Genomic DNA, 22,203 nt, shown 5'->3' on the forward strand with positions numbered 1-22,203 from the left:
TTGAATACGGGAGCGGGGCTTGATCTTCGCTCCCCAGTCAGAAAGGAATCCAATATGTCTTGTGATTGCGAAACAACCGAAAAGAAATGTGGCGAAGTTAACGCCCACAAAAAGGAGCGTTCCGGTGTTATTAACCCGATGCTCGATTGTCAGCCTGCGGGTGCCCAATATGCCTGTATCGGCATTCAGGATTGTATCCCGCTGGTCCACGGTGGCCAGGGTTGCTGTATGTTTGTGCGTCTGCTATTGGCACAGCATTTCAAAGAGAATTTTGATATTGCGTCATCTTCTTTGCATGAAGATTCTGCGGTATTCGGCGGTGTGCAACGTATTCAGGATGGCGTCATGGTGCTGGCCAAACGCTACCCGGAACTGCGCATTATCCCAATCATCACCACCTGTTCGACCGAAGTTATCGGCGATGACATCGAAGGGACAATCCGTCTGTGTAATAAAGCACTGAAAGAGGAATTCCCGGATCGCGACATCCATCTGGTACCAGTGCACACGCCAAGTTTTAAAGGCAGCCATGTCAGTGGTTATGACGAAGCGATGAAAGCGCTAGTCAAAACACTGGGCAAAAAAGGCAAACCAACAGGCAAAATCAACCTGTTCACCGGTTTTGTTAACCCTGGTGATGTTGAGCTGATGAAGCATTACCTGTCTGAAATGCAGATCGACGGTACGGTATTTATGGATACCACCACCTTCGAATCGCCGATGCTGCCTGGGAAAGAAATCAAAACGCGCGGTAATACTACTGTGGAAGATTTCCAGAACAGTGCCAATGCGATTGGGACTATCAGTCTGGCCCGTTACGAATCTGACACCGCCGCAAAAGCGTTGTTTGAAGAATTCGAAGTGCCGATGATCCCGACGGCGACGCCATATGGCATCAAAAATACCGATCTGTTATTGCAGAATTTAAGCGCGATGACCGGTAAACCGATCCCGGAATCACTGGTGCATGAACGCGGTTTGGCTCTGGATGCGCTGGCTGATTTAACTCACATGTTCTTTGCCAACAAAAAAGTCGCCATCTTTGGTCATGCCGATCAGGTGCTGGGGCTCGCTGAGTTCTGTATGGAAATGGAGATGGAGCCCGTGTTGTTACTGCTCGGTGACGACAACTCACGCTATAAAAAAGACACCCGTATTGCTGAACTGAAAAAATCAGTGAACTTCGATATGGAAATCGTCTTCAACGCCGATCTGTGGGAACTGGAAAACCGCGTTAAAAATGGTCTGAAACTGGATCTGATCCTAGGGCATTCCAAAGGCCGTTATGTTGCCATCGACAATAACATTCCGATGGTGCGTGTTGGCTTCCCAACCTTCGACCGTGCTGGTTTATACCGCAAACCGACTATGGGCTACCGCGGCGCGATGGAGCTGGCAGAGCAGATTGCCAATACCCTGTTCGCCCACATGGAATATACCCACAACAAAGAGTGGATCCTGAACACCTGGTGATCAGTTTTAAACAGCTCCGGTTCTCCGGAGCTGATTTCCTGCAGGAGATACCCACATGGAATCATTAGCCAGTTTACTTGTTGCGGCCGATCGTGAACACGGTTACCGGAATTTTCGTACGGAATACCGCGATATAGAGATGTACACCGCGAAAAACCGCAGTGCAGCGATTACTGAATATTTTCAAGCGCAGACAGGTCAACAGGCAATGCTTTCAACCCTGAGCGGCTTATGGTCATTGCTTACCTTGTTAGAAGCCGAGTTTTGTCAGCAACAACCGGAGTTACTGGAAGGTGTGACCGGTTGGCAACGCTACCAGCAACTCAGTAAACGCAACCGGATCGAGAAGATCATCGCGGAATGCTACCGCATCTTGCGGGTCATCCGCATTGCCTGGATCCACCCGGAGGGTGAAATCAAACAAAAGCAGGGCGTGATCGAATGTGGTTGTAATTGCAATGAATATCCGGTTCTGCTGCGTCTGACCCAAACCGGAGTCGGTCTGCTCCAGACGCTGGTACAGCGTTATCTGGAACGCCGGAACACGCCATATGGTGAGCGCTATCATGAAGCGATATTGCAAAATTATTATCAGGATCTTCTTGGCGAAATCCGGGGATTTGAGGACGAAGATCGCGCACTGTGCCAGTTTCGCACCGTGCTGAAAATGAATCGGCACGTAAGGCTTAATTGCCGCAATCCACGCTATGAGGTGTGTGATGGCTATTGCGTGATCCAGCTTGGCCCAAGTTTCGACGACGGGCAGTGTCATCCCATTGATTTTCATCTACGGCTCAATGACCGGTTTTATATCGTTCCGATGGAAGCTTTTTTTCCCTATCAGTCGGTTCCTGCCAGCGCATTGGCTAATTCCATCGCGATGACGGAACTGAGTGGCTGGGCGTGCCGTTCCGATTTTCAACCCCCAATGTAAGGAGTATTCCAATGTCAAAGAAAATAGGGCATTTACGCGTTGCAATATGCAGCAAAAGCCTCACACATGTTGATGCTAACTTTTCATTCGCCAAGCAGATTGTATTTTACGATGTGAGTTATGACGCCATTACGTTCCTTGATGTCACCAAATTCGCGTCACCACCACGTCGGCATGAGGCGGCAAAAGCAGCGGAAAGTCAGCCGATGGGAACTGGTCGGAAAGGGGGATGTTGTATGGCTGAACTGGGTGGCAGTGAAGTCGATCAGCTTTCTGCTCGGGTGGCCAGTCTGGAAGAATGTGATGTTCTGTTTTGTGTCGGCTTAAACGATTTGGCTGCTGTCCGCATCCGCGATGCGGGTGTTTTTCCGGTGAAGATGGAGACAGTCCGGGAAACGGATGAGGTGCTGGCTTCGTTGCAATGGCGCATGAACCACAACCCGCCATTGTGGATCCGCCGTCTGCTGGGCTATGGCAACCGAAACACCGAATACCGGGTTGCCGTGGGTGCTGAATAACGCATAAGCAGGAGCTTGCAGATGGAAGGTTCAACTTCTCAGTCGTGGTTGCAAAACGGCCTGAAAATTCTGGTGCTTGCCAGACATGTTCCGGATAGCAATCTGCTTTTACCTCTGAAGCAAGGGGTGCCAGACTATTCCGCATTCAGTTGGGTGCTGAATCCTTTTGATGAGGTAGCAACCGAAGCAGCGGTACAGTTACGACAGCAATTTAAAGAACAACATCCCGATTTACCTGCGGAAGTCATCATTGTCGGGAGAGCAGGGTCTGCGGGAACAGCCGCAGTGGAGCGTGCCCTGTCGTTGGGGGGTGACAGGGCACTGCTTCTTTCTGAAGCAGAAGAGCCGCAGATATTTTTAGCGCAACTGATTGAGCAAATCCGGGAAATTGCTCCCCATCTGGTACTACTTGGCCGCATGGCGCTCGGTGAGGAAAAAGGTGAATTGGCCGGTCAGCTGGCTGGCACATTAGACTGGCCATTGGCTACAGCGGTCAGCGAACTGGTACTTGAAAATCAGGCTTTGAATTTTCTGCAAAGACGTATCACGCAATCTCGTCACGCCTCACTGCCACTACCTGCCATTGTCAGTGCCGAACTGGATCTGGCTATTCCGCGTTATGTCACATTGCCAGCCTTGGTGGCCGCCCGACGTAAGCCTAAGCAAATGTGTGCTCCTGTCTCTGCGGATACAGAAACAGAGATCGCAGTTATGCCGGAAAACTGGCAATCACCACCAACCCGTCAAACCGGCTGCAAGGTTAATGATGTCCACGAGTTATTAGCCCGTCTCGCTGAACAGGGAGTGTTCTTATGACAATTCTGGTGCTGGCTGAACACGCGGCTGGAAAATTAACACAGGCAACCCACCAGTTGTTGGGTGTAGTGAAACAATGGCAGCAACCAGTGCATTTATGCATCGCGGCGACCGCAGAAACGCTGCCGACACTAATTGCGGATGCTGTAGTGTTGGATGGCGTTGAACAAATACTGACGGCGGCGTCAGCGCAGTTACTTTGGCCGGAACCGGCAGTCATTGCTGGATATCTCAAACCGCTTATTCCGCATTATCAGATCATGGCGGCTCCGCATCAGCAGGATCTGCTGGCGGCATTTGCGCTGTTATCGGGTAGTGAGCATTTACCGCTGCTAACGGATGTCGTGGGGTTTCGATGCAGTGACGAGAAACCGGATAAAGTGCCTGATCAATTTCTGACTGCTTATTATGATCAACAGGCATGGCGCTGGTTTCATCATGCAACGCCATCCGCTAAAAGTTTATTGATCACGGTGCAGACCGGGCATTTTTCTATGTCTGTACAGCAAAACAAACCCGCAGGCACCATGTTTTCTGTACAGGAGCTGACGTTGGCGATCTCTTCAAACGCAGCGGTGACGCAAGATTTTACTCAAGCATCAGGGGATGGAATGCGGCTGGATGAAGCAAAGATTGTGATCGGCGGTGGTCGTCCGTTAGGTAAACGTTTCATGCCGGTGATGAAACCACTGGCAACCTTGCTGTCTGCGGCGATAGGTGCGACGCGTGGTGCCGTGGATGCCGGTTTTGTGCCGTTTACCAGCCAGATAGGGCAAACCGGTTCGCATATTACGCCGGAGCTCTATATTGCCGTCGGGCTTTCTGGTGCGCCTCAGCATATCGCTGGCATTGGGCAGAGCCGGGTGATTGTCGCCATTAATAAAGACATCTCGGCCCCCATTTGTCAGCAAGCCGATTACATTTTGCAGGGGGATATGTTCGAGCTTCTGCCCGCCTTGTGTGACGCTATCCGGGCTCAAAGATCAGCACAGCAAACAACCGTGCTGGATGCAACGGATGCAGTTGTTGCGGAGGTGCTCTCTTGAATGAAACCGACGATGCTGCATTACGCTACGACATCCTGATCATCGGCGGCGGTCCGGCAGGGCTGTCTGCTGCTATTCATGTTAAGCAGCTCGCACCTGAATTATCGGTTTGTCTGCTGGAAAAAGGTGCTGCTATCGGTGCTCACCAACTCTCCGGTGCGATCGTGCCGGATGATTATCTGGCACCACTGCAGGCACTGGGGCACTTTTTTTCTCCTCCTCCCGCTGCGACAGTTGTGACGGATTCCCTATGGCACTGGTACAGCGCCCATCGGCAGTTTCGTTTGCCTGATTGGATCTTACCGCCAGCGTTCAGGCGGAAAAAAAAACAGTCATTGATTCAGCTCAGTTCACTGTGTCAGTGGCTGGGTGAGGAAGCCATGCAGCTTGGTGTGGATCTCTTTACGGCGCAGGCAGCCGCACATGCGCTTTATGATGATAATGGTGTTGTATGCGGAGTCATGACGGGGGACATGGGATGCAACGAAGACGGCACACCCGGCCCGCAATATATGTCAGGGATTGCCATTCATGCTGCCTATACCTTGCTGGCGGAAGGGGCTAAGGGGTCGCTGAGTCGTGAAATTGCGGAAAAATTTCACAGCCATGCAGGTAAACCGCAACATTACGCACTTGGATTCAAGGAACGATGGCATTTGTCGCAGGGTGGGCTAAAAGCCGGACAGGTGATCCACTCAATGGGCTGGCCGTTAAATCGTCATGCTGGTGGTGGTTTTCTGTATGCGTTCAGTGAACATGAACTGGCGGTTGGCTTGATTCTGCAACTGGATTATCGGGAGCCGGATCTCGACCCTTTTGCACTATTTCAGCAGTTCAAGGCACATCCGGCTATAGCCACCCTGCTGCAAGACGCTGAGTGTCAGGGGTTTGGTGCAAGAACACTGAATGAAGGTGGTTGGCAGGCTTTGGGTCAACGGGCTTTCCCGGGTGGGGCCTTTGTTGGCTGTGCGGCCGGATTACTCGATTTACTCAAGCAGCAGGGCATTCCGCATGCTATCCAATCGGGCGTACTGGCAGCAAAAGCCTGCGTCAATGCCAGAGGGCGAGGCGAGTCAGGTACTGTATTGCATGAATATGATTTGGCAGTAAAACAAGGGCCAATAGGTCAGGCATTGCGAGAGGCAAGCCCGATAAAGCCAGCACTGGCCAACCTGGGGGGAATAGTCGGAACATTCTGGCTGGCTGCACATTATTGGCTGAAAACGGTTGGTGGCTGCTTGCCGCAATTTGGGGTGAAGCTAGCAGACCATGAAAACCTGCTAACCGTCTCTTCTTCCGTTAAGGCGGTATTTGCGGCAGAAACGGCGCGCGATCAGGCGCTTTATCTAGCAAGAATAAAACACCCGGAAACGCAGCCATTGCATCTGCAGATCAGTGACAAGCCAATTTCACCACAGGAACTGGAGTACAGCAGACGGGTTCTTAGCCATTGTTGTCCTGGAAAGGTTTATGCGGAAGACGACGCTGTATTTGCTATCAGAGCCAACCGTTGTCTGCATTGTAAATGCTGTGAAATTAAAGATCCGGCCCAGCAGATACACTGGACACCACCTGAAAGCGGCAGCGGGCCGTCGTATTTAGGTTTATAAAGTTATCTTATTGTATTTAAGGATAAAATATTGCAGTGGTTATGCTGGTGACTGGCAATGATTCGAAAAGAACACTACATACGTAGTGTTCTTTTTTGTCCATTTTGTTCCCTTTCTGTGCAAAAAAAGCCTTTGTATTTCTATTTTCATGAAAAAATCATAATAATATCAATATATTAAATTAATGCCGTGTGCCGCCATTTCTGGTCTTTTTTTTGCTATACATCGTTATGCAAAAAAATATACAGAGGTGGTTATGCCGGATAACACAGCATTCTCGAACCATACCAGGGATGAAAAAGCGTTTCATTGCCAGCATCGGAAACAGCATACGATCCATCAGGTTGAGCAGATCGTCAGCGAATCCGATGTGATGAAACAACTAATGAAAGCACTGAGAAAAATCGCTCCGACACAAACAGCAGTGATATTGCGTGGCGAGCCGGGAACGGGGAAGGAAGTCATCGCCCGGGCCATACATCACTTTTCGCAAGTAGCCGACGGGTCGTTTGTTAAACTCTGTTGTGAACATCTGAACGATGAAAAACTCATGAATGATTTGTTCGGCAACCACGAACAGCAGGGTAAAACAGAAGGAAAACTGCATATCGCCGATGGTGGTACCTTATTTCTCACCGAAATTGCCCATTTCTCACTGCAGCTGCAAGGCAAACTCTTGCAATATCTGGAAGAAAACGCTTTCGAGCCAATAGGTGCCGCGCAGCCTGAATACAGCAATATCCGCATAATTTGTGCTTCAGAAAAAGACCTTGAGGCATTAGTGTTAACTCAGCATTTTTTACCTGAACTTTATTACCGTCTGCACATTGGTGTATTGAATCTGCCACCTTTACGGGAAAGAAAAGCCGATATTCCCGGACTGGTTCGTTATTTCTTTGAACGCTATAACCAGATCAACCATAGAAAACTGACGATCGATGCTGCTGTTTTGAAGCCGATTTTCAACTGCCATTGGCCGGACAACGTCCGTGATTTAGAGAACTGTCTGGAACATGCCGCATTGTTATCTGAAGATGATACGGTGCAGTCATTACCTTGCCAGCAAGGGAGGTGTATCCGGCAATACCTTGATGAAAAGATATCTCAGGCAAATAAAATCGCCACTGCTCAGTCGGAGAAAAAAATTATAGTTGGTCCGGAGCTGACAGCGCCGGTTGCCGGGGATGAATCCGCACTAAACACAAACTCGCACTCCTTGCTATCTTCTGTCGAACTGGAACGCAGTCGTCTGGTCATGACACTTGAAAAATGCGGATGGGTTAAAGCCAAAGCAGCCAGACAACTGGGCATTACAACCCGGCAATTAAGTTATGCGCTGCAGAAGCTGAATATTGCAGTGAAGAAATACTGAGGCGGGAGTTCTCGCCTGTTTTTAACCGGGTCTTCTGTTCTTAATTCAGAAAATGTAAATCGGAATAATGGAATCCAAAATGATGACAGGTGTTTTCCAGACTTCGGGTGGAAAATGCCTGTCGTGGCAACCGGGCATAATATTCATGCCCATTTACGTCGAGTAAAAGTTTCAGTCCACCCAATGCCGGAAACACTTTCTTTATTTTTGCGTCAAACGTGATCACATCGGTTGCTTCTGCATGATGTGATGGATGCGATAGAAAAATGGCGTCACCAGGCAGACAACATAACGACGCATTCAGTGACAGGGCGGAAAAGTGGCTTGCTAAGATATTTCCCGGTAGTTTCAGTTGCTGATCATTTAGCGAAACCGGCAACAGATTGTCCATCGCCACTAAGCGCGCAATGGATTCATTGACGGGTTTTCGCATGATGATCTCCGGGGAATCATCCTGAACAATCCGGCCGTTATCAATCACAAGTGCACGATCAGCAAAATTCAATACATCGGTAAAGATATGACTGACTAAAATAGCGGTTATTTGATGCTGGTTGCAGAACGAACGCATCATCTCAATCATGTCCCGTCTACTGGCCATATCTAAAGCTGCCGACGGTTCATCGAGTAATAAAAGCTCTGGCTTGGCGATCACGGCTCGGGCGAGGCAAACCCGTTGTGTCTCGCCTCCCGAAAGTTGCGCGGCATCGCGTTGTATCAGATGTTCCGCCTGAAATGCGGCTAAAGCCTGACGGACTTTGCCGGGAATGTCTCTTTCAGTTGTTTGATGAAACTTTAAAACACAGGCCAAATTATCATAAACACTCATATTCAGCAGGTGGTTTTCCTGAAAGGCGAGGGAACAGCGGCGTCTCAGCGTAATTGGCCGTGCTGTTGCGGTATCTTCGCCAAACAATGAATAGCGCCCCTGAAATGCAGTGAGTAAATTGATGACTTGCAGCAGGGTACTTTTCCCTGCGCCATTCCGACCCAGTACCGCAACAAGTTCTCCTTGGTTAATTTGCAGGGAAGGTATATTCAGGATCTCTTTGTCATTTTGCCAGACAGACAGTGCCGTCATGTCAATTACCGGCGACGTCATTTCGCTATCCTCACCAGCTTCATACTTTTGTACTGCAGATAAGTCATGCACCAGACCACCAGAAAGGTGACCAATAACAAAATCGCGCCAATCATCAGTGCAAAACCATAGTTGCCTTTACCCACCTCTAATACGGTGGCGGTCGCCAGCACGCGTGTCTGACCTTTAATATTGCCGCCCACCATCATAGAGGCTCCCACCTCTGAAACGATGCGGCCAAAACCAGCAATCACCGCAGCGACTAACCCGATTCTGGCTTCATGCATCAGATACCTGATTGCCTGCAAAGGGGTCGCACCCAGCGACAACAATTGCAGATAGAGTTTTTCATTCAGACTACAGATGGCTGAAAAACTCAGACTGGCAACAATCGGCGTAGCGACAATCGTTTGCACAATAATAATTGCTGATGGGGTATACATCAGATTCAGAAATCCAAGCGGACCATAACGCCAGAATATCAGACTCACGATTAAGCCAACCACGACGGGGGGAAGGCCCATGCCGAAGTTCAGAAATGCACAGAGGATCTTTTTACCTCGGAATTGATGAGTGGCCAGTAAAATCCCGGTAGGAACACCCAGAAATACACTGATTAACGTGGCTGTCAGTGAAATACTCAGAGTGAACAGGGTAATCGACAGCACATCACTTCCGGCAAATAAACGGGATAATTCACTGAAATCCGGCATGGGTTTCTTCCCAATCTTGCTTGAGTTATAAACCGTAGTCTTTTTCTGATTTGCCGCCATCAATAACAAATAACGGTTTACCAAATTCTTTTATGCCATGGTCAGCGATGAGTTTTTGTCCCTGTGGTGATAACAAAAAGTCGACAAACGCTTTACCAGCCGCTGCATTCACACGATTGAATTTTTGCGGGTTGGTTTGCATGGCATGAAAAAGATTTAATAGGCGGTTTTCATGCCCGGTCATTACATCCAGCGATAAGGTTTTTTTCAAAAAGGTAAAGGTGCCGCTGTCCGTGAGTGTATAGCCGTTTTTCTCATCACTAATGCGTAACGCATCGGCCATGCCTGCCCCAACTTCCTGATACCAGCCGCCTTTGGGCTCAATGCCAGCTGATTTCCACAGACTCTGTTCCATTTTGTTGGTACCGGAATTGTCACCACGGGAAATAAACGTCGATTTGGCAAGGCTGATTTTTTTAAGAGCATCTAACGAGTCGAGGCCATGAATATGCGCCGGGTCTTTGGCCGGGCCAACGAGCTGATATTCATTGTGCATGATGAGTTTGCGATTTACGACTGCCCCCTCTTTTTCGACAGCTTGCTCTGCTTTGGGGGCACAAACCAGCAAGGCATCAACTTCGCCTTTTTCTGCCAGTGCGAGTGCTTGTCCGGTTCCTATCGATAGCTTTTTCACCTTATAGCCAGTTTTTTGTTCAAAAGGTGGGACAATGACATCCAGTAATCCGCTGTCTTCAATACTGGTTGTCAGCGCGATGATCACTTCTTTAGGGTTATCTGCGGCGTATGAAAAAGAGCTCGTACTCATTGCCGCAAAAAAGATTGTTTTGAATAACATATTTTTAAAGTGATAAATCATGGTGATGAACTCCATTTTGTGATGTTCATCTCATATGGCAACTAATGTGCCGCTATGGTATTAATTGATATGCTATTGAATATAAAGTAAAAAATATAAAATCTGACGGTGCATTTATACATCTTTGTACTAAAAGAGGAGGGTAAATACGTGAATGAACAATATAAATAATGGTAAAACATATGGCATCGAACTCTCCTTTACGAAAGGCTTGTTAATTTAATGAGAATTCGAATAAGTTTAAATTATGTACCTATTGAATTGACCTGTAGCTAGGTTAAAAATGGAGCATCACTCGAAAGAGTAAAAATTTGTGTAAGTAGCATTCTGATACCCCCTATTACAAGGAGACTGGAATGCTAATTTCTGATCAAATCCTCGATCAACTTCCTGCTGATTGTAAATCCCCTAAGGACCTGAGAAGTGAACAAGGTTTACTCCGTCAGTTAACTAAAAAGCTGGCCGGCCATTCTTCCGCCAAACAAAGTAAAATTTTATAGATTTCGAGGGCTTATGAGAAATCATAAGCCCTTTTTCGTTTCTGCGTTCTCAACAGATTTTAGGGGGAACAGAGAGCCAGTTATTGTGCGGTTTCAATAATATGTGTGACATTGGCGATGTAGTTTTTTCCTGAAAAACCTAACTTATCCAGTTGAAGTGCTATCTTTTCAATAAGATGTTTAGCGTTATACACAGATAAATCGGCTGCAGTGAGCATGGCCTTGTCCATGCCTAACGAGATGTACTGCTGTTTGGCAAACCCAATGACATAACCAATTTTATAATCATCTGACGTTGATATTCCGCCGATCGCACGGTCTATTTTTCTTGTTTCTGAGGCTAATATGCCTGCGATATGACCTGTATTAAAATCGCTCATTTTGTGCTCTCCCTATAAGAAAATTTAAAGGAATACGGTATTGAATAAACAAATATATTGATTAATAACAACCAAATAGACATTTATTTCGTATTTATTTTCATTATGAGAGCAAGCCTGCAAAAGTTCATTACAGACATCTTGGAACTGGTTTAATCGAAGACAAGGACAAAGTCAATCTGAATATTAAGGAGCCTTAATCAAGGCCCTTAATATTCGTGCTCATTTAATTGAGCTGTCCGAGAGGAACGGTTGAGATGCTGTTTTTAGGTGAGCCGTCGACCAGCTTGTCGGAATACACCAGATACACTAAGACGTTTCTTGTTTTATCTAAAAACCGGACGACATGAATTTTTTTAAATAATAAAGAGGTTTTCTGGGTAAACACCTCTTCGCCATCGGGTTTAATGTCATGTACCTGAATAGGCCCTATCTGGCGGCACGCAATGGAGGCATCCGAGGTATCTTCAGCGACGCCTAATGACCCTTTAACACCGCCCGTTTTTGCTCTGCTTAAATGACATGCCACACCACTTACTTTCGGGTCATCGAATGCTTCGATAATGATTTTGTCATTTGCCCCTAATAGTTTAAACGTCGTACTGACACTCCCTATAATCTCTGCTTTTGCGATCAAAGGAATGAGGCTTAATAGCAAAACAACAGCACTGGATACAAACTTTTTCATTGGTTATTCCTTAACTGAATGACGCAACCCATTGCATTATTACATTACTCTAACATTGCAGACCGGATAGCTTTTTCAAGTTATTTTCGGCAGGCAAAGTTAATTTTGGTGATGTAAGTTCGATTCATGGCTGGCTATGTTTGTTATAACGAAAACTCAACAAACAATAGGGAAGCATATTATGGTCAATGTTGAAAAATTACAAAAAGAGCATTTTATTAGCTATGACCTTGTATTACCTCACTTTCATGGCTATCCAATTCGGGTTATTACGGCATCCTGCCCATGGTCTGAGGAACATCTCTCGGCTAACATACTGAATGTTGCTGTCACCCTGCCTGGCGAGGATGGAGTTGCACAACTGAAACAGATGCTGAAATCAATCGACGTCACGCCCGGTGAATAAGTACGCATTTCAATGTATCTTACACAAACAGGCGTAGTTGGCTGAACCATCGGCCAACTACTCGATAAATGGGCTGTGATTAGCTGTATTTCTTACATTTTTAGGTTGTATTTTTTTAGATATTCCGCGGCCAGTGTTTGTGCTTCATACAGGTCATCGGGGCTGAGTTGCTGGGCAATGGTATCCCGCGTTTTGATGGCATCCTGATTATGCATGGCTGCGACAGATAACCAGGCATATGCTTGTTTATCGTCTTTGATCATGCCTTGACCTTCATAATACATTCCGCCCAAAAAGGCCTGCGCGTTAGCATTTCCCTGTTCTGCAGATTTTTGATACCAGTAAGCGGCCTGAGCATAATTGTGGGGAAAGCCTTGCCCCTGATAATACATGGTACCTAGGCGGAATTGCCCGTTATCATCACCTTGCTCCGCCGCTTTTTGATACCAGTATGCGGCTTGCTGAAAACTCTGATAAACCCATTGGCCTTCAAAATACATGGCACCAACAATCACCATCGGATGAAGATTGACTTGCCTTGAGGCTTTTTGAAACCAGTAGGTTGCCTGCTCGTTGCTTTGTTGAACGCCATTCCCCTCAAGATACATTGAACCGATCAATGCCTGAGCGTTGACATCACCATGTTGTGCGACTTTCTGAAACCAATATGCAGCTTGCTGATAATTTTGTGGAATACCTTCGCCACGGAAATACATCGAACCAACCAATGTCTGAGCAATAGTGTTACCTGTTTCTGCGGATATTTTACAGTAGGGGAAGGCTGCAGCATGATTTCCTTTGGTATCAAGAGAGATACATGTCTGGGAAGATGAAATCTTATTGATCTTCATTTTATCAGCCATGTCGGTTTGCTCTGGTTGATTAGAGGAACACCCAAAAAGCAAAAGCGCGATCAGAATTGAAAATTCCTTTTTTAACTGAAACATAAGCTAATCCTTATATTGCTGAACATGAATATTCCGGATCATGAAGCACACTAGGTATGTTCAGATGGTTATCAGTGACGAACGCTTTCATTCTTAATAGTAAATAAACGCGTTCTTATCAACCTGAGTGGGTGGTTACGGCTTACAAGTCACGTATTCAAATATCTCAAAGCTGGTTCATTCAATTAGGCCCTGAGATAATCCATCTTTATTGTCTCTATTCTCAAAATTCATAAGAGCCATTGTATGTCTGAAAAATATTCCGGATTCACAGAGATCCTGACGCATCCTGATTTTATCGTGGTGAACAAAATGGCAGGGGTGGATATGCATGATGACATGGGCGTTCCGGGTCTGGTCTCTCGTGTTTCAGCCGCTATTGGTCAGGATGTTTATCCTGTGCATCGATTGGATAAGGTGACCTCCGGCGTGGTTCTTTTGGCAAAAAATACCGAAGCCACCCGCTTGTTGAGCCTGTCGTTTGCTGAACGAAAGGTCAAAAAAATCTATCTGGCTATCAGTGATCGTACACCGAAAAAGAAGCAAGGTTGGATCAAAGGCGATATGGCAAAAGGAAGGAATGGTTGCTGGCGCTTACTTCATTCGCTAGATAATCCTGCTGTTACCTATTTTCAGAGTTTATCACTGAAAATACCCAAGCATCGCTTGTACATCATCTTTCCTCATACCGGTAAAACTCACCAGATCCGGGTGGCCATGAAAAGCATAAGTGCCCCAATTCTTGGTGATGAGCGTTATGGTGGAACACCGGCAGAGAGAACCTATTTACATGCCTGGCGACTGCAATTTCCCTATTCAGGAGCAGATTATAGTGTGGAAGCCCCACATCGGTGGGGTGAAAAAATAGACAGTGATGTGGATTTGCAAAATTTTATCCCTTAAAAAGGTTTTTTTTGCTATCTTATCTGCCTGAAGTGAGGTTATTTGATGCTTGTTTAGTTTTTTATTCTGTAAAAAATGGCATCTCACGAACATTACTTCTGGTTTTGTGGCTAACTATCGGAACATAAACCAGAAAATAGCCCGGAATCTTGATTTTTGACCTGTTGCACCAATTTGGGGTTTCTGGTTGGTGCTGTTTATGTCAGATATGCTTTATTTCGTGGTGTTTTGCAGAGTTTTATAGCTCTGCATTTTGGCCTGATAGTTGCTTTTATTGATTGCAAGTGCTGCTAAGCATAGTCAGTACTAATCCAATAATGTGATTCACTCAACCTGGCAGGGAAGATATATGTCAAAACTAAAATATTTAACAGGCGTTGCATCTGCTGTTGCTTTATTAGTCGCAAGTAATGCTCAGGCAGCATCAGGTGACACTCTGGCAAATGTTAAAAAGAAAGGCTATGTGCAATGTGGTGTGAATGATGGTTTGCCTGGCTTTTCCAGCCCGAATGCAAAGGGCGTTTGGGAAGGTATGGATGTTGATGTATGCCGTGCATTGGCTGCAGCTATTTTCTCTGATGCCAGCAAAGTGAAATATATTCCATTAGGTGGTAAAGAACGTTTCACCGCTCTGCAATCAGGTGAAGTTGACATTCTGTCACGTAACACAACTTGGACTCTGACTCGTGACGCGACTCTGGGTCTGATCTCCACAGCAACCAACTATTATGATGGTCAGGGTTTCCTGGTTAAAAAATCATTGGGCGTGAAAAGTGCTAAAGAGTTAGATGGTGCAACCGTTTGTGTAGAAGGCGGTACCACTACAGAAATGAACCTGGCTAACTATTTCAATGCTAATCATATGAAATACACACCAGTGGTATTCGATAACAATGATCAAACCGTGAAAGGTTTTGAATCTGGTCGTTGTGACGTTTATACCTCTGACAAATCAGCAATCTATGCTTCTAAAACCAAACTGGCTGATCCGAACAGCGTAGATGTATTGCCTGAAATTATCTCTAAAGAACCTTTAGGCCCAATGGTTCGTCAGGGTGATGACCAGTGGCAATTGTTAGTTAAATGGACTGTCTTTGCGATGGTCAACGCAGAAGAACTGGGTGTTACCAGCAAAAACGTTGATGAAATGAAAACCAAAGGCAGCCCAGATGTGAAACGCCTGTTAGGTCTTGACGCACCGGATGGAACAACTCTGGGTGCAGTGAAAGACTGGGGTTACCAAATTGTGAAACAGGTTGGTAACTATGGTGAAGTTTATGACCGCAACGTAGGTAAAGATTCACCACTGAAAATTACGCGTTTAGAAAACAATTTGTGGAACAAAGGCGGTTTCCTGTACGCACCACCAGTACGTTAATTGCATTTGGAATGATGGGCGGAGTGTTTCCGCCCATTTAAGTGACAAGTTTTACTGGAGTTAAATTTAGCATGCCTGCTGAAAACTCAAAAAAAAGCAACAACGCGGTAGCTACTCGCTGGATTTATGATCCTAAAGTACGTGGGATTTTGTTTCAGGTGTTAGCGGTTGCCTGTGTTGCATGGATGTTGTTTTATTTCGTTAGCAACGCTATGCACAATATGGAATCACGCGGGATCGCGACAGGTTTCTCTTTCCTTCAGCACCGGGCTAGTTTTGGTATTGTTCAAACCCTGATTTCTTATTCAGAAGATGATACTTATGGCCGGGCATTTGTCATCGGTTTACTCAACACCCTCCTCGTATCAGGAATAGGTATTATTTTAGCCACTGTTCTTGGTTTCCTGATTGGTATAGCTCGTCTGTCAAACAACTGGTTACTGAGTCGTGCTGCTGCGGTTTATATTGAGATATTCCGTAATATTCCATTACTTCTACAGATTTTTTTCTGGTATTTCTGTGTGTTACGCGCATTACCAGGACCAAGACAAAGTATCGATATCGCCAATGCATTTTTTCTGAACGTACGTGGGTTATACATTCCTGCACCAATAGCCGAACCAGGTTTTGGTATTGTTGCTATTGCGTTCGTGATTGCCATTGTCGGTGTGTTTTTTCTCAGCCAATGGGCTAAAAAGCGTAAAAATCTGACTGGCCAGCCTTTTCCTGTGTTTTTCAGCAGCTTGGGGTTATTAGTTGGTTTGCCGTTGGTCGTTTTTCTGATTGCCGGTATGCCGTTGCATTGGGAATTACCAGCCCTGAAAGGATTTAACTTCCGCGGTGGTTTAACAGTTATTCCTGAATTGTTCTCTATGGTTGTGGCGTTGACTATTTTTACTGCGGCATCGATCGCGGAAATAGTTCGCTCTGGGATCATGGCTGTATCCAAAGGTCAGGTAGAAGCGTCACATGCGCTGGGGTTGAAAAATGGTCTGACACTGCGTTTCGTGGTGATTCCTCAGGCCATGCGCGTCATCATTCCTCCATTAACCAGCCAATATCTGAACTTGATTAAAAACTCTTCACTGGCTACTGCGGTGGGTTATCCGGATCTGGTTTCTGTCTTCATGGGCAGTACGTTAAACCAGACTGGTCAGGCTGTGGAAATTATTGCCATGACAATGGCGGTCTATCTGACTATCAGCATTGTGACCTCTGTGTTAATGAATATTTATAACGCCAAAAAAGCGTTGGTGGAGCGTTAATATGGTTGTATATCGCGATCAGCCCAGTTTGCCTGCGCCGGCCAGTCAAACCAGCATTGCCGGATGGTTACGTAAAAATCTGTTTTCAAGTGTAACTAACAGTGTTGTTACTTTAGCTTTACTGTATTTTTTAGTGCCTCAGATATGGCATGCGATTGAGTGGGGCTTGCTGAAATCAGATTGGTTCGGCGATAACCGCAGTCAGTGTGTGTCTGGTGGTGCGTGCTGGGTGTTTATTACTAATCGGTTGAACCTGTTTATTTATGGTTTCTATCCGTCTAGTGCATATTGGCGTGTGAATTGGGTTTATGTCTTAACGGCTGTTCAGGTTGTGGCCTTGCTGTATCCAAAAACACCGCATAAAACCATTTTATCTGTGATTTTCTTTGTGGTTTATCCCTTTGTTGTTTTCTTCTTACTCCACGGCGGTGCATTCGGGCTGCCAGTAGTTGAGACCAATAAATGGGGCGGGCTGATGCTGACGTTGTTGCTGGGGATTGTGGGCACTATTGCCGCTTTGCCTCTGGGCATTGTTCTGGCATTGGGTCGCCGTTCTGAGATGCCAATTATCCGAGCTTTAAGTGTCGTTTTCATTGAGTTCTGGCGTGCTGTACCATTAATTACTGTGCTTTTCATGGCATCAGTGATGTTACCGCTCTTTTTATCCGGTCAAGTAAACATGGATAAATTGCTGCGTGCTATGATCGGTATCATTCTGTTTGAGTCAGCTTATGTTGCGGAGGTTATTCGTGGCGGTTTGCAGGCTATTCCGAAAGGTCAGTATGAGGCAGCGAAAGCGTTAGGTTTGAACTACTGGAAATCAATGGGTCTGATCATTATGCCGCAGGCATTAAAATTGACGATCCCTTCATTGGTTAACACGTTCATTGAGTTGTTTAAGGACACCAGTCTGGTGACAATTATCGGGCTTTTCGACCTGTTGTCGGTTGCAAAAGCAGGGTTGTCAGATCCGGCTTGGTTAGGTTTTTCTACTGAAGCGTATACCTTTGTCGCTTTAGTATTCTGGGTTTTCTGTTTTGGTATGTCTCGTTACTCTATGTATTTAGAAAAACTGCTGCATACAGGTCATAAGCGCTGAGGACATGTTGATGAATATCGCTAAGAATGAAATTGTTGTTGAACTGAATGATGTCAACAAGTGGTACGGTGAATTTCATGTTCTCAAGAATGTGTGTTTGCGCGTCAAGAAAGGTGAAAAAATCGTTGTTTGTGGCCCGTCTGGTTCTGGCAAATCAACCATGATCCGTTGCATCAACCGTCTTGAAGAGCATCAGCAGGGCGACATCATTGTTAAAGGTACACCTTTGACCAATGATCTGAAAAACATTGAAAGTGTACGCCGTGAAGTCGGCATGGTGTTCCAGCACTTCAATCTGTTCCCACATCTGACGGTGTTGGAAAACTGCTGTCTGGCGCCTATGTGGGTACGTAAGGTTCCGCGTAAAGAAGCAGAAGCCACGGCAATGAAATATCTGGAACGTGTACACATTCCGGATCAGGCTTTGAAATATCCAGGTCAGCTTTCTGGTGGTCAACAGCAACGTGTGGCAATTGCCCGTAGTTTATGTATGAACCCTGAAATCATGCTGTTCGACGAGCCAACATCAGCACTGGACCCTGAAATGGTCAGTGAAGTATTGGATGTTATGGTTGAGCTGGCAAAAGAAGGGATGACGATGCTGTGCGTGACCCACGAAATGAACTTTGCCCGTAAAGTGGCCGACCGCGTCATTTTTATGGATAAAGGTCAAATCGTTGAAGAAGGGACGCCAGATGAGTTCTTCAATAATCCACAGTCGGAACGTGGTCGTATCTTCCTGAGTCAGATCCTGCAACATTAATTGTGGGTTGCTGACATGAAAAAGCCGCTTGAACAAGCGGCTTTATTTTTATCAGGATTTAGCCAATCTGATAAACCCTTACCTCAAAAGGCTGTAATAGTATGCGATTGATTGCGCTATGCGGTGATACGAAGTAGTTGTTCAGCCAAAGCTGGTCGTGATAGAGGCGAAATTCCTCATGGTGGAATAACGCATCATGATCGCTCATATTACAGATGATGATCGCTTTCTTATCACCCAGCGAACGGGTATAGGCATAGATCTGTGGGTCGTCAGCCATCAACAGTTCGTAATTACCATAGACCAATACGGATTCTGCTTTGCGCAGCCGGATCATCTGGCGGTAAAAGTTCAAGATGGAATCGGGTTGCGTTTCCTGCTGTTGTACGTTAATCAAGGTATAGTTCGGGTTCACCTTCAACCAGGGTTTTGCCGAGCTAAATCCGGCATTATGGGTAGCATCCCACTGCATAGGGGTTCGTGCGTTGTCTCGCGAGGTCAGAGACAACCAGTTGAGGATCATTTCATCGGTCATCCCCTCTTTTTTCATGCTGTGATAACGGTTTATTGACCAGACATCGTCAAAGTCCTCAATGGATGAGAATTTGGTGTTGGTCATACCGATCTCCTGACCCTGATAAATAAACGGGGTACCCTGCATCAGGAAATACATCGCGGCAATCGTGGTGGCACTTTCCCGCCAGTAGCGATCGGTATTACCCCATTTGGAGATCACCCGCGGAATGTCGTGGTTTTCAACATATAGCGCATTCCAGCCTTTACCGTGCAAATTATGTTGCCAGCGAGTAAATATTTCCTTTAGTGAACAGACATTTAATGGGCTGGTTGGATCGCCTTCCCACAATTTGACGTGTTCAAACTGGAATATCATATTGAGGCGGTTATGCCGCTCGGCCACCCAATCGTCAGCTTGTGTCGCTGAAACCCCATTCGCTTCCCCGACAGTCATGATGTCGTAATGCGCGAAGGTGTTTTTACACATGTCGTCGAGATAATCGAGCACACCTGTGGCATTGAGGTGTTTATCGAAAGAGGGGACATATTCTAAACCGGCAGGGTTTGGCATGTCTGCCAGGCCATCTTCCTTTTTCATATGGCTGATGGCATCAATACGAAAACCATCAATGCCTTTATTAAGCCACCAGTGCATCATGTCATACACCGCTTTGCGGACATCCAGATTATCCCAGTTCAGATCCGGTTGCCGACTGGAGAACAGGTGCATGAAATATTGACCGGTGAGCTCATCTTTTTTCCAGGCTGAGCCTTTAAAGATGCTTTCCCAGTTGTTGGGCTCTTTACCGTCTTTACCATCACGCCAGATATACCAGTCACGTTTGGGATTATCTATGGAAGAACGGGACTCCAGAAACCAGGGGTGTTCATCACTGGTGTGATTGACTACTAAATCGAGGATCAGGCGCATGCCACGGCTATGTACTTCACTGAGCAGGCGATCGAAGTCGGCCATGGTGCCGAATTCATCCATGATGTCCTGATAATCGCTGATGTCATAACCGTTATCATCGTTCGGTGATTTGTACATCGGGCAAATCCAGATAACATCAATACCTAGGTTTTTCAGATAATCGAGCTTGCTAGTGATGCCGTTCAGATCACCGATGCCATCGTCGTTGGAATCCATAAAACTGCGCGGATAGATCTGATAAGCGACCGCTTCTTTCCACCAGTGTTGGGTAATTTGTTGGCTCATAATCTTAATCCTTTCATCACCGGGTTCATGCCATTGATTGCTGATAGGCCACAGCAAAAGACTCATAGGGTTGCAGGGTGATTTCATCAGCCAGTGCGTGATGTGGCTGATAGTTACTGATCAGGCATTGGCCCTTGATGTATTGCACCTCGGCGGGTAATGACACGGTTATTTTCTTCGCACTAAAGTTGTTGAGCACGATGATGCGCTGCTCATTTTGAACACGTAAATAAGCAAAAATATCCGGATGGTCGTCGAGTAACGGGATGTATTGACCGTAAGTCATAATCGGTTGCTCTTTGCGCAGCTTGATCAGTTTTTGGTAGTGGAAAAAGACCGAATCTGGTTCATTCAATGCGGCTTGCACATTGATCTCGGTATAGTTCGGATTGACCTTCAGCCAAGGTTGGGCAGCGCTGAAACCGGCATTGACCTCATTATTCCATTGCATCGGAGTACGGGCATTATCACGGCCGTTTGCGTAGATCCCTTCCATCATTTTTTCATGTGGTACCCCAGCGGCAGTGCGCTCGTAATACAGGTTCAGTGATTCGATATCCTGATAATCATCAATCGTGTCGAATTTGACATTGGTCATGCCGATTTCTTCGCCCTGATAGATGTAAGGTGTCCCTTTGAGAAAATGCAGGGCGGTTGCAAGCATCTTGGCCGATTCAACGCGGAATTCACCGGTATCACCGTATTTAGACACCGCGCGTGGTAAGTCGTGGTTATCCCAAAACAGGGAGTTCCAGCCATTATCTGCCAGCTCGGTTTGCCATTTCGTGAATACTTTTTTCAATTTGATCAGATCAAAGGGTTGTGGCTGCCATTTACCGTGCTGTGGGTGCCAGCCGATGGTGATATGTTCAAACTGAAAGACCATTGAAAGTTCATTCCGGCTTGGGTCGGAATATAATTTTGCAATTTCCGGTGTGGCACTCCAGGCTTCACCCACGGTGAGTACGTCGCGATGTCCAAAAGTCGCCTTGTTCATTTCCTGCAGTAATGGATGCAGTCTGGCACCGTTCGCCATGACTTTTTGATCAATGTCTTTACCGATCAGGTCGATAACATCCATGCGGAAGCCACCGATGCCTTTATCCAACCACCAGTTCATCATCTTATGCACTTCTGCCTGCACTTTGGGGTTTTCCCAATTCAGATCAGGCTGACGTTTAGAAAATTGGTGGAAGTAATATTCGCCGGTCGCGGCATCAAACTCCCAGCCGCTACCGCCGAAGTAGGAGTGAAAATCGTTCGGCGCAGAGCCATCGGCTTGTGGCTCGCGCCAGATGTAATAATCCCGATAGGGATTGTCTTTGGATTTTCTGGCTTCGATAAACCAAGGATGTTCATCCGATGTGTGGTTGACCACTAAATCCATCACAATCTGGATATCGCGTTGTTTTGCTTCCGCGATTAGATTTTCCATCTCGGCCAGCGTACCGAATTCGGCGGCGATATCTTGATAATCTGAGATGTCATAACCGTTATCGTCCATGGGCGATTTATAAACCGGGGACAACCAGATGATGTTGATTCCCAGTTGCTGTAAATAATCGAGTTTGCTGATGATGCCGGCGATATCACCGATACCATCATTATTGGCATCACAGAAGCTGCGTGGGTAAATTTGATACACCACCGCGTTATGCCACCATTTTTTAGCTAATACGTTACTGTCCATCATGTATGG

At 46.3% G+C, this 22,203-nt stretch carries 22 protein-coding genes; 14 read left to right on the forward strand and 8 right to left on the reverse strand.

Annotated elements, in window-relative coordinates; genetic code table 11:
• The first annotated feature begins 54 nt into the window (after window positions 1-54).
• The 7 genes from H027_RS0114705 to H027_RS0114735 all read left to right on the forward strand — a co-directional run bounded on the left by H027_RS0114705 (window position 55) and on the right by H027_RS0114735 (window position 7,769).
• On the forward strand, window positions 55-1,473 hold the full coding sequence (locus tag H027_RS0114705) for a nitrogenase component 1 (RefSeq protein ID WP_024873204.1): 1,419 nt from the start codon (window positions 55-57) through the stop codon (window positions 1,471-1,473).
• Between the two features lie 55 nt (window positions 1,474-1,528).
• Window positions 1,529-2,407, forward strand: a complete 879-nt coding sequence (locus H027_RS18020; RefSeq protein ID WP_024873205.1) for a hypothetical protein — start codon at window positions 1,529-1,531, stop codon at window positions 2,405-2,407.
• A gap of 11 nt (window positions 2,408-2,418) precedes the next feature.
• Complete coding sequence (locus tag H027_RS0114715) at window positions 2,419-2,925, forward strand: NifB/NifX family molybdenum-iron cluster-binding protein (protein ID WP_024873206.1); 507 nt, start codon at window positions 2,419-2,421, stop codon at window positions 2,923-2,925.
• A gap of 21 nt (window positions 2,926-2,946) precedes the next feature.
• Window positions 2,947-3,741 (forward strand): electron transfer flavoprotein subunit beta/FixA family protein, encoded by a 795-nt coding sequence (locus tag H027_RS0114720; RefSeq protein ID WP_024873207.1) that lies wholly within the window; start codon window positions 2,947-2,949, stop codon window positions 3,739-3,741.
• Complete coding sequence (locus tag H027_RS18520) at window positions 3,738-4,787, forward strand: electron transfer flavoprotein subunit alpha/FixB family protein (protein ID WP_024873208.1); 1,050 nt, start codon at window positions 3,738-3,740, stop codon at window positions 4,785-4,787. The genes H027_RS0114720 and H027_RS18520 overlap by 4 nt, the downstream gene beginning before the upstream one ends.
• Window positions 4,784-6,397, forward strand: a complete 1,614-nt coding sequence (locus H027_RS0114730; RefSeq protein WP_024873209.1) for an electron transfer flavoprotein-ubiquinone oxidoreductase — start codon at window positions 4,784-4,786, stop codon at window positions 6,395-6,397. Before H027_RS18520 ends, H027_RS0114730 begins: the two co-directional genes overlap by 4 nt.
• Before the next feature lie 256 nt (window positions 6,398-6,653).
• A complete protein-coding gene (locus H027_RS0114735) occupies window positions 6,654-7,769 on the forward strand; it encodes a sigma 54-interacting transcriptional regulator (protein ID WP_161632465.1) in 1,116 nt (371 codons plus the stop codon).
• Window positions 7,770-7,809: 40 nt separating this feature from the next.
• Here the strand turns inward: H027_RS0114735 and H027_RS0114740 are convergent, their stop codons facing one another.
• From H027_RS0114740 to H027_RS0114750, 3 genes are read right to left on the reverse strand one after another with little or no spacing between them, the layout of a single operon-like run.
• On the reverse strand, window positions 7,810-8,871 hold the full coding sequence (locus tag H027_RS0114740) for an energy-coupling factor ABC transporter ATP-binding protein (RefSeq protein ID WP_024873211.1): 1,062 nt from the start codon (window positions 8,869-8,871) through the stop codon (window positions 7,810-7,812).
• Window positions 8,868-9,563: an ABC transporter permease gene (locus H027_RS0114745; RefSeq protein WP_024873212.1), complete on the reverse strand. Its 696-nt coding sequence runs from the start codon at window positions 9,561-9,563 to the stop codon at window positions 8,868-8,870. Before H027_RS0114745 ends, H027_RS0114740 begins: the two co-directional genes overlap by 4 nt.
• Window positions 9,564-9,588: 25 nt before the next feature.
• A complete protein-coding gene (locus H027_RS0114750) occupies window positions 9,589-10,440 on the reverse strand; it encodes an ABC transporter substrate-binding protein (RefSeq protein WP_161632466.1) in 852 nt (283 codons plus the stop codon).
• Window positions 10,441-10,796: 356 nt separating this feature from the next.
• Here H027_RS0114750 and H027_RS18950 point away from each other — a divergent pair, with 356 nt between their 5' ends.
• Complete coding sequence (locus H027_RS18950; protein ID WP_161632467.1) at window positions 10,797-10,940, forward strand: hypothetical protein; 144 nt, start codon at window positions 10,797-10,799, stop codon at window positions 10,938-10,940.
• Window positions 10,941-11,020: 80 nt separating this feature from the next.
• Here the strand turns inward: H027_RS18950 and H027_RS0114760 are convergent, their stop codons facing one another.
• The gene (locus tag H027_RS0114760) at window positions 11,021-11,320 is read right to left on the reverse strand and encodes a hypothetical protein (protein WP_024873214.1); all 300 of its coding nucleotides are present in this window, start codon (window positions 11,318-11,320) and stop codon (window positions 11,021-11,023) included.
• Window positions 11,321-11,546: 226 nt separating this feature from the next.
• Window positions 11,547-12,008, reverse strand: coding sequence for a CreA family protein (locus H027_RS0114765; RefSeq protein WP_024873215.1), 462 nt, complete (start codon window positions 12,006-12,008; stop codon window positions 11,547-11,549).
• A gap of 181 nt (window positions 12,009-12,189) precedes the next feature.
• Here H027_RS0114765 and H027_RS0114770 point away from each other — a divergent pair, with 181 nt between their 5' ends.
• Window positions 12,190-12,414 carry a hypothetical protein gene (locus H027_RS0114770; RefSeq protein WP_024873216.1) on the forward strand — a complete coding sequence of 75 codons (225 nt, stop codon included), beginning with the start codon at window positions 12,190-12,192 and terminating at the stop codon, window positions 12,412-12,414.
• Between the two features lie 92 nt (window positions 12,415-12,506).
• Here the strand turns inward: H027_RS0114770 and H027_RS0114775 are convergent, their stop codons facing one another.
• Window positions 12,507-13,361, reverse strand: coding sequence for a tetratricopeptide repeat protein (locus H027_RS0114775; RefSeq protein ID WP_024873217.1), 855 nt, complete (start codon window positions 13,359-13,361; stop codon window positions 12,507-12,509).
• A 246-nt stretch (window positions 13,362-13,607) separates the two neighbouring features.
• Here H027_RS0114775 and H027_RS0114780 point away from each other — a divergent pair, with 246 nt between their 5' ends.
• The 5 genes from H027_RS0114780 (at window position 13,608) to H027_RS0114800 (ending at window position 18,769) form a co-directional block, all read left to right on the forward strand.
• A complete protein-coding gene (locus tag H027_RS0114780; protein ID WP_051449003.1) occupies window positions 13,608-14,264 on the forward strand; it encodes a TIGR01621 family pseudouridine synthase in 657 nt (218 codons plus the stop codon).
• A 349-nt stretch (window positions 14,265-14,613) separates the two neighbouring features.
• The gene (locus tag H027_RS0114785; protein WP_024873219.1) at window positions 14,614-15,642 is read left to right on the forward strand and encodes an amino acid ABC transporter substrate-binding protein; all 1,029 of its coding nucleotides are present in this window, start codon (window positions 14,614-14,616) and stop codon (window positions 15,640-15,642) included.
• 71 nt (window positions 15,643-15,713) lie between these two features.
• A complete protein-coding gene (locus H027_RS0114790) occupies window positions 15,714-16,907 on the forward strand; it encodes an amino acid ABC transporter permease (protein ID WP_024873220.1) in 1,194 nt (397 codons plus the stop codon).
• A 1-nt stretch (window position 16,908) separates the two neighbouring features.
• Window positions 16,909-18,006 carry an amino acid ABC transporter permease gene (locus tag H027_RS0114795; protein WP_024873221.1) on the forward strand — a complete coding sequence of 366 codons (1,098 nt, stop codon included), beginning with the start codon at window positions 16,909-16,911 and terminating at the stop codon, window positions 18,004-18,006.
• Between the two features lie 10 nt (window positions 18,007-18,016).
• A complete protein-coding gene (locus H027_RS0114800; protein WP_081741527.1) occupies window positions 18,017-18,769 on the forward strand; it encodes an amino acid ABC transporter ATP-binding protein in 753 nt (250 codons plus the stop codon).
• Between the two features lie 58 nt (window positions 18,770-18,827).
• On the opposite strand, the gene H027_RS0114805 is transcribed toward H027_RS0114800, so the two are convergent.
• Together H027_RS0114805 and H027_RS0114810 are read right to left on the reverse strand one after the other, a co-directional pair.
• Window positions 18,828-20,504 carry a glycoside hydrolase family 13 protein gene (locus H027_RS0114805; protein WP_038149308.1) on the reverse strand — a complete coding sequence of 559 codons (1,677 nt, stop codon included), beginning with the start codon at window positions 20,502-20,504 and terminating at the stop codon, window positions 18,828-18,830.
• A gap of 25 nt (window positions 20,505-20,529) precedes the next feature.
• Window positions 20,530-22,197 carry a glycoside hydrolase family 13 protein gene (locus tag H027_RS0114810; protein ID WP_024873224.1) on the reverse strand — a complete coding sequence of 556 codons (1,668 nt, stop codon included), beginning with the start codon at window positions 22,195-22,197 and terminating at the stop codon, window positions 20,530-20,532.
• Window positions 22,198-22,203 lie beyond the last annotated feature (6 nt).

The sequence above is a fragment of the Tolumonas lignilytica genome, assembly GCF_000527035.1.
In the GTDB taxonomy this organism is placed as follows: Bacteria; Pseudomonadota; Gammaproteobacteria; order Enterobacterales; family Aeromonadaceae; genus Tolumonas; species Tolumonas lignilytica.

What these genes read in the sequence shown, in the direction of transcription:
- H027_RS0114790 (WP_024873220.1), top strand. Translation starts at nt 15,714, where the DNA reads ATGCCTGCTGAAAACTCAAAAAAAAGCAACAACGCGGTAGCTACTCGC.
- H027_RS0114795 (WP_024873221.1), top strand. Translation starts at nt 16,909, where the DNA reads ATGGTTGTATATCGCGATCAGCCCAGTTTGCCTGCGCCGGCCAGTCAA.
- H027_RS0114715 (WP_024873206.1), top strand. Translation starts at nt 2,419, where the DNA reads ATGTCAAAGAAAATAGGGCATTTACGCGTTGCAATATGCAGCAAAAGC.
- H027_RS18950 (WP_161632467.1), top strand. Translation starts at nt 10,797, where the DNA reads ATGCTAATTTCTGATCAAATCCTCGATCAACTTCCTGCTGATTGTAAA.
- H027_RS0114745 (WP_024873212.1), bottom strand. Translation starts at nt 9,563, where the DNA reads ATGCCGGATTTCAGTGAATTATCCCGTTTATTTGCCGGAAGTGATGTG.
- H027_RS0114720 (WP_024873207.1), top strand. Translation starts at nt 2,947, where the DNA reads ATGGAAGGTTCAACTTCTCAGTCGTGGTTGCAAAACGGCCTGAAAATT.
- H027_RS0114765 (WP_024873215.1), bottom strand. Translation starts at nt 12,008, where the DNA reads ATGAAAAAGTTTGTATCCAGTGCTGTTGTTTTGCTATTAAGCCTCATT.
- H027_RS0114740 (WP_024873211.1), bottom strand. Translation starts at nt 8,871, where the DNA reads ATGACGTCGCCGGTAATTGACATGACGGCACTGTCTGTCTGGCAAAAT.
- H027_RS0114780 (WP_051449003.1), top strand. Translation starts at nt 13,608, where the DNA reads ATGTCTGAAAAATATTCCGGATTCACAGAGATCCTGACGCATCCTGAT.
- H027_RS0114810 (WP_024873224.1), bottom strand. Translation starts at nt 22,197, where the DNA reads ATGATGGACAGTAACGTATTAGCTAAAAAATGGTGGCATAACGCGGTG.
- H027_RS0114735 (WP_161632465.1), top strand. Translation starts at nt 6,654, where the DNA reads ATGCCGGATAACACAGCATTCTCGAACCATACCAGGGATGAAAAAGCG.
- H027_RS18020 (WP_024873205.1), top strand. Translation starts at nt 1,529, where the DNA reads ATGGAATCATTAGCCAGTTTACTTGTTGCGGCCGATCGTGAACACGGT.
- H027_RS0114800 (WP_081741527.1), top strand. Translation starts at nt 18,017, where the DNA reads ATGAATATCGCTAAGAATGAAATTGTTGTTGAACTGAATGATGTCAAC.
- H027_RS18520 (WP_024873208.1), top strand. Translation starts at nt 3,738, where the DNA reads ATGACAATTCTGGTGCTGGCTGAACACGCGGCTGGAAAATTAACACAG.
- H027_RS0114770 (WP_024873216.1), top strand. Translation starts at nt 12,190, where the DNA reads ATGGTCAATGTTGAAAAATTACAAAAAGAGCATTTTATTAGCTATGAC.
- H027_RS0114775 (WP_024873217.1), bottom strand. Translation starts at nt 13,361, where the DNA reads ATGTTTCAGTTAAAAAAGGAATTTTCAATTCTGATCGCGCTTTTGCTT.
- H027_RS0114750 (WP_161632466.1), bottom strand. Translation starts at nt 10,440, where the DNA reads ATGATTTATCACTTTAAAAATATGTTATTCAAAACAATCTTTTTTGCG.
- H027_RS0114705 (WP_024873204.1), top strand. Translation starts at nt 55, where the DNA reads ATGTCTTGTGATTGCGAAACAACCGAAAAGAAATGTGGCGAAGTTAAC.
- H027_RS0114805 (WP_038149308.1), bottom strand. Translation starts at nt 20,504, where the DNA reads ATGAGCCAACAAATTACCCAACACTGGTGGAAAGAAGCGGTCGCTTAT.
- H027_RS0114785 (WP_024873219.1), top strand. Translation starts at nt 14,614, where the DNA reads ATGTCAAAACTAAAATATTTAACAGGCGTTGCATCTGCTGTTGCTTTA.
- H027_RS0114760 (WP_024873214.1), bottom strand. Translation starts at nt 11,320, where the DNA reads ATGAGCGATTTTAATACAGGTCATATCGCAGGCATATTAGCCTCAGAA.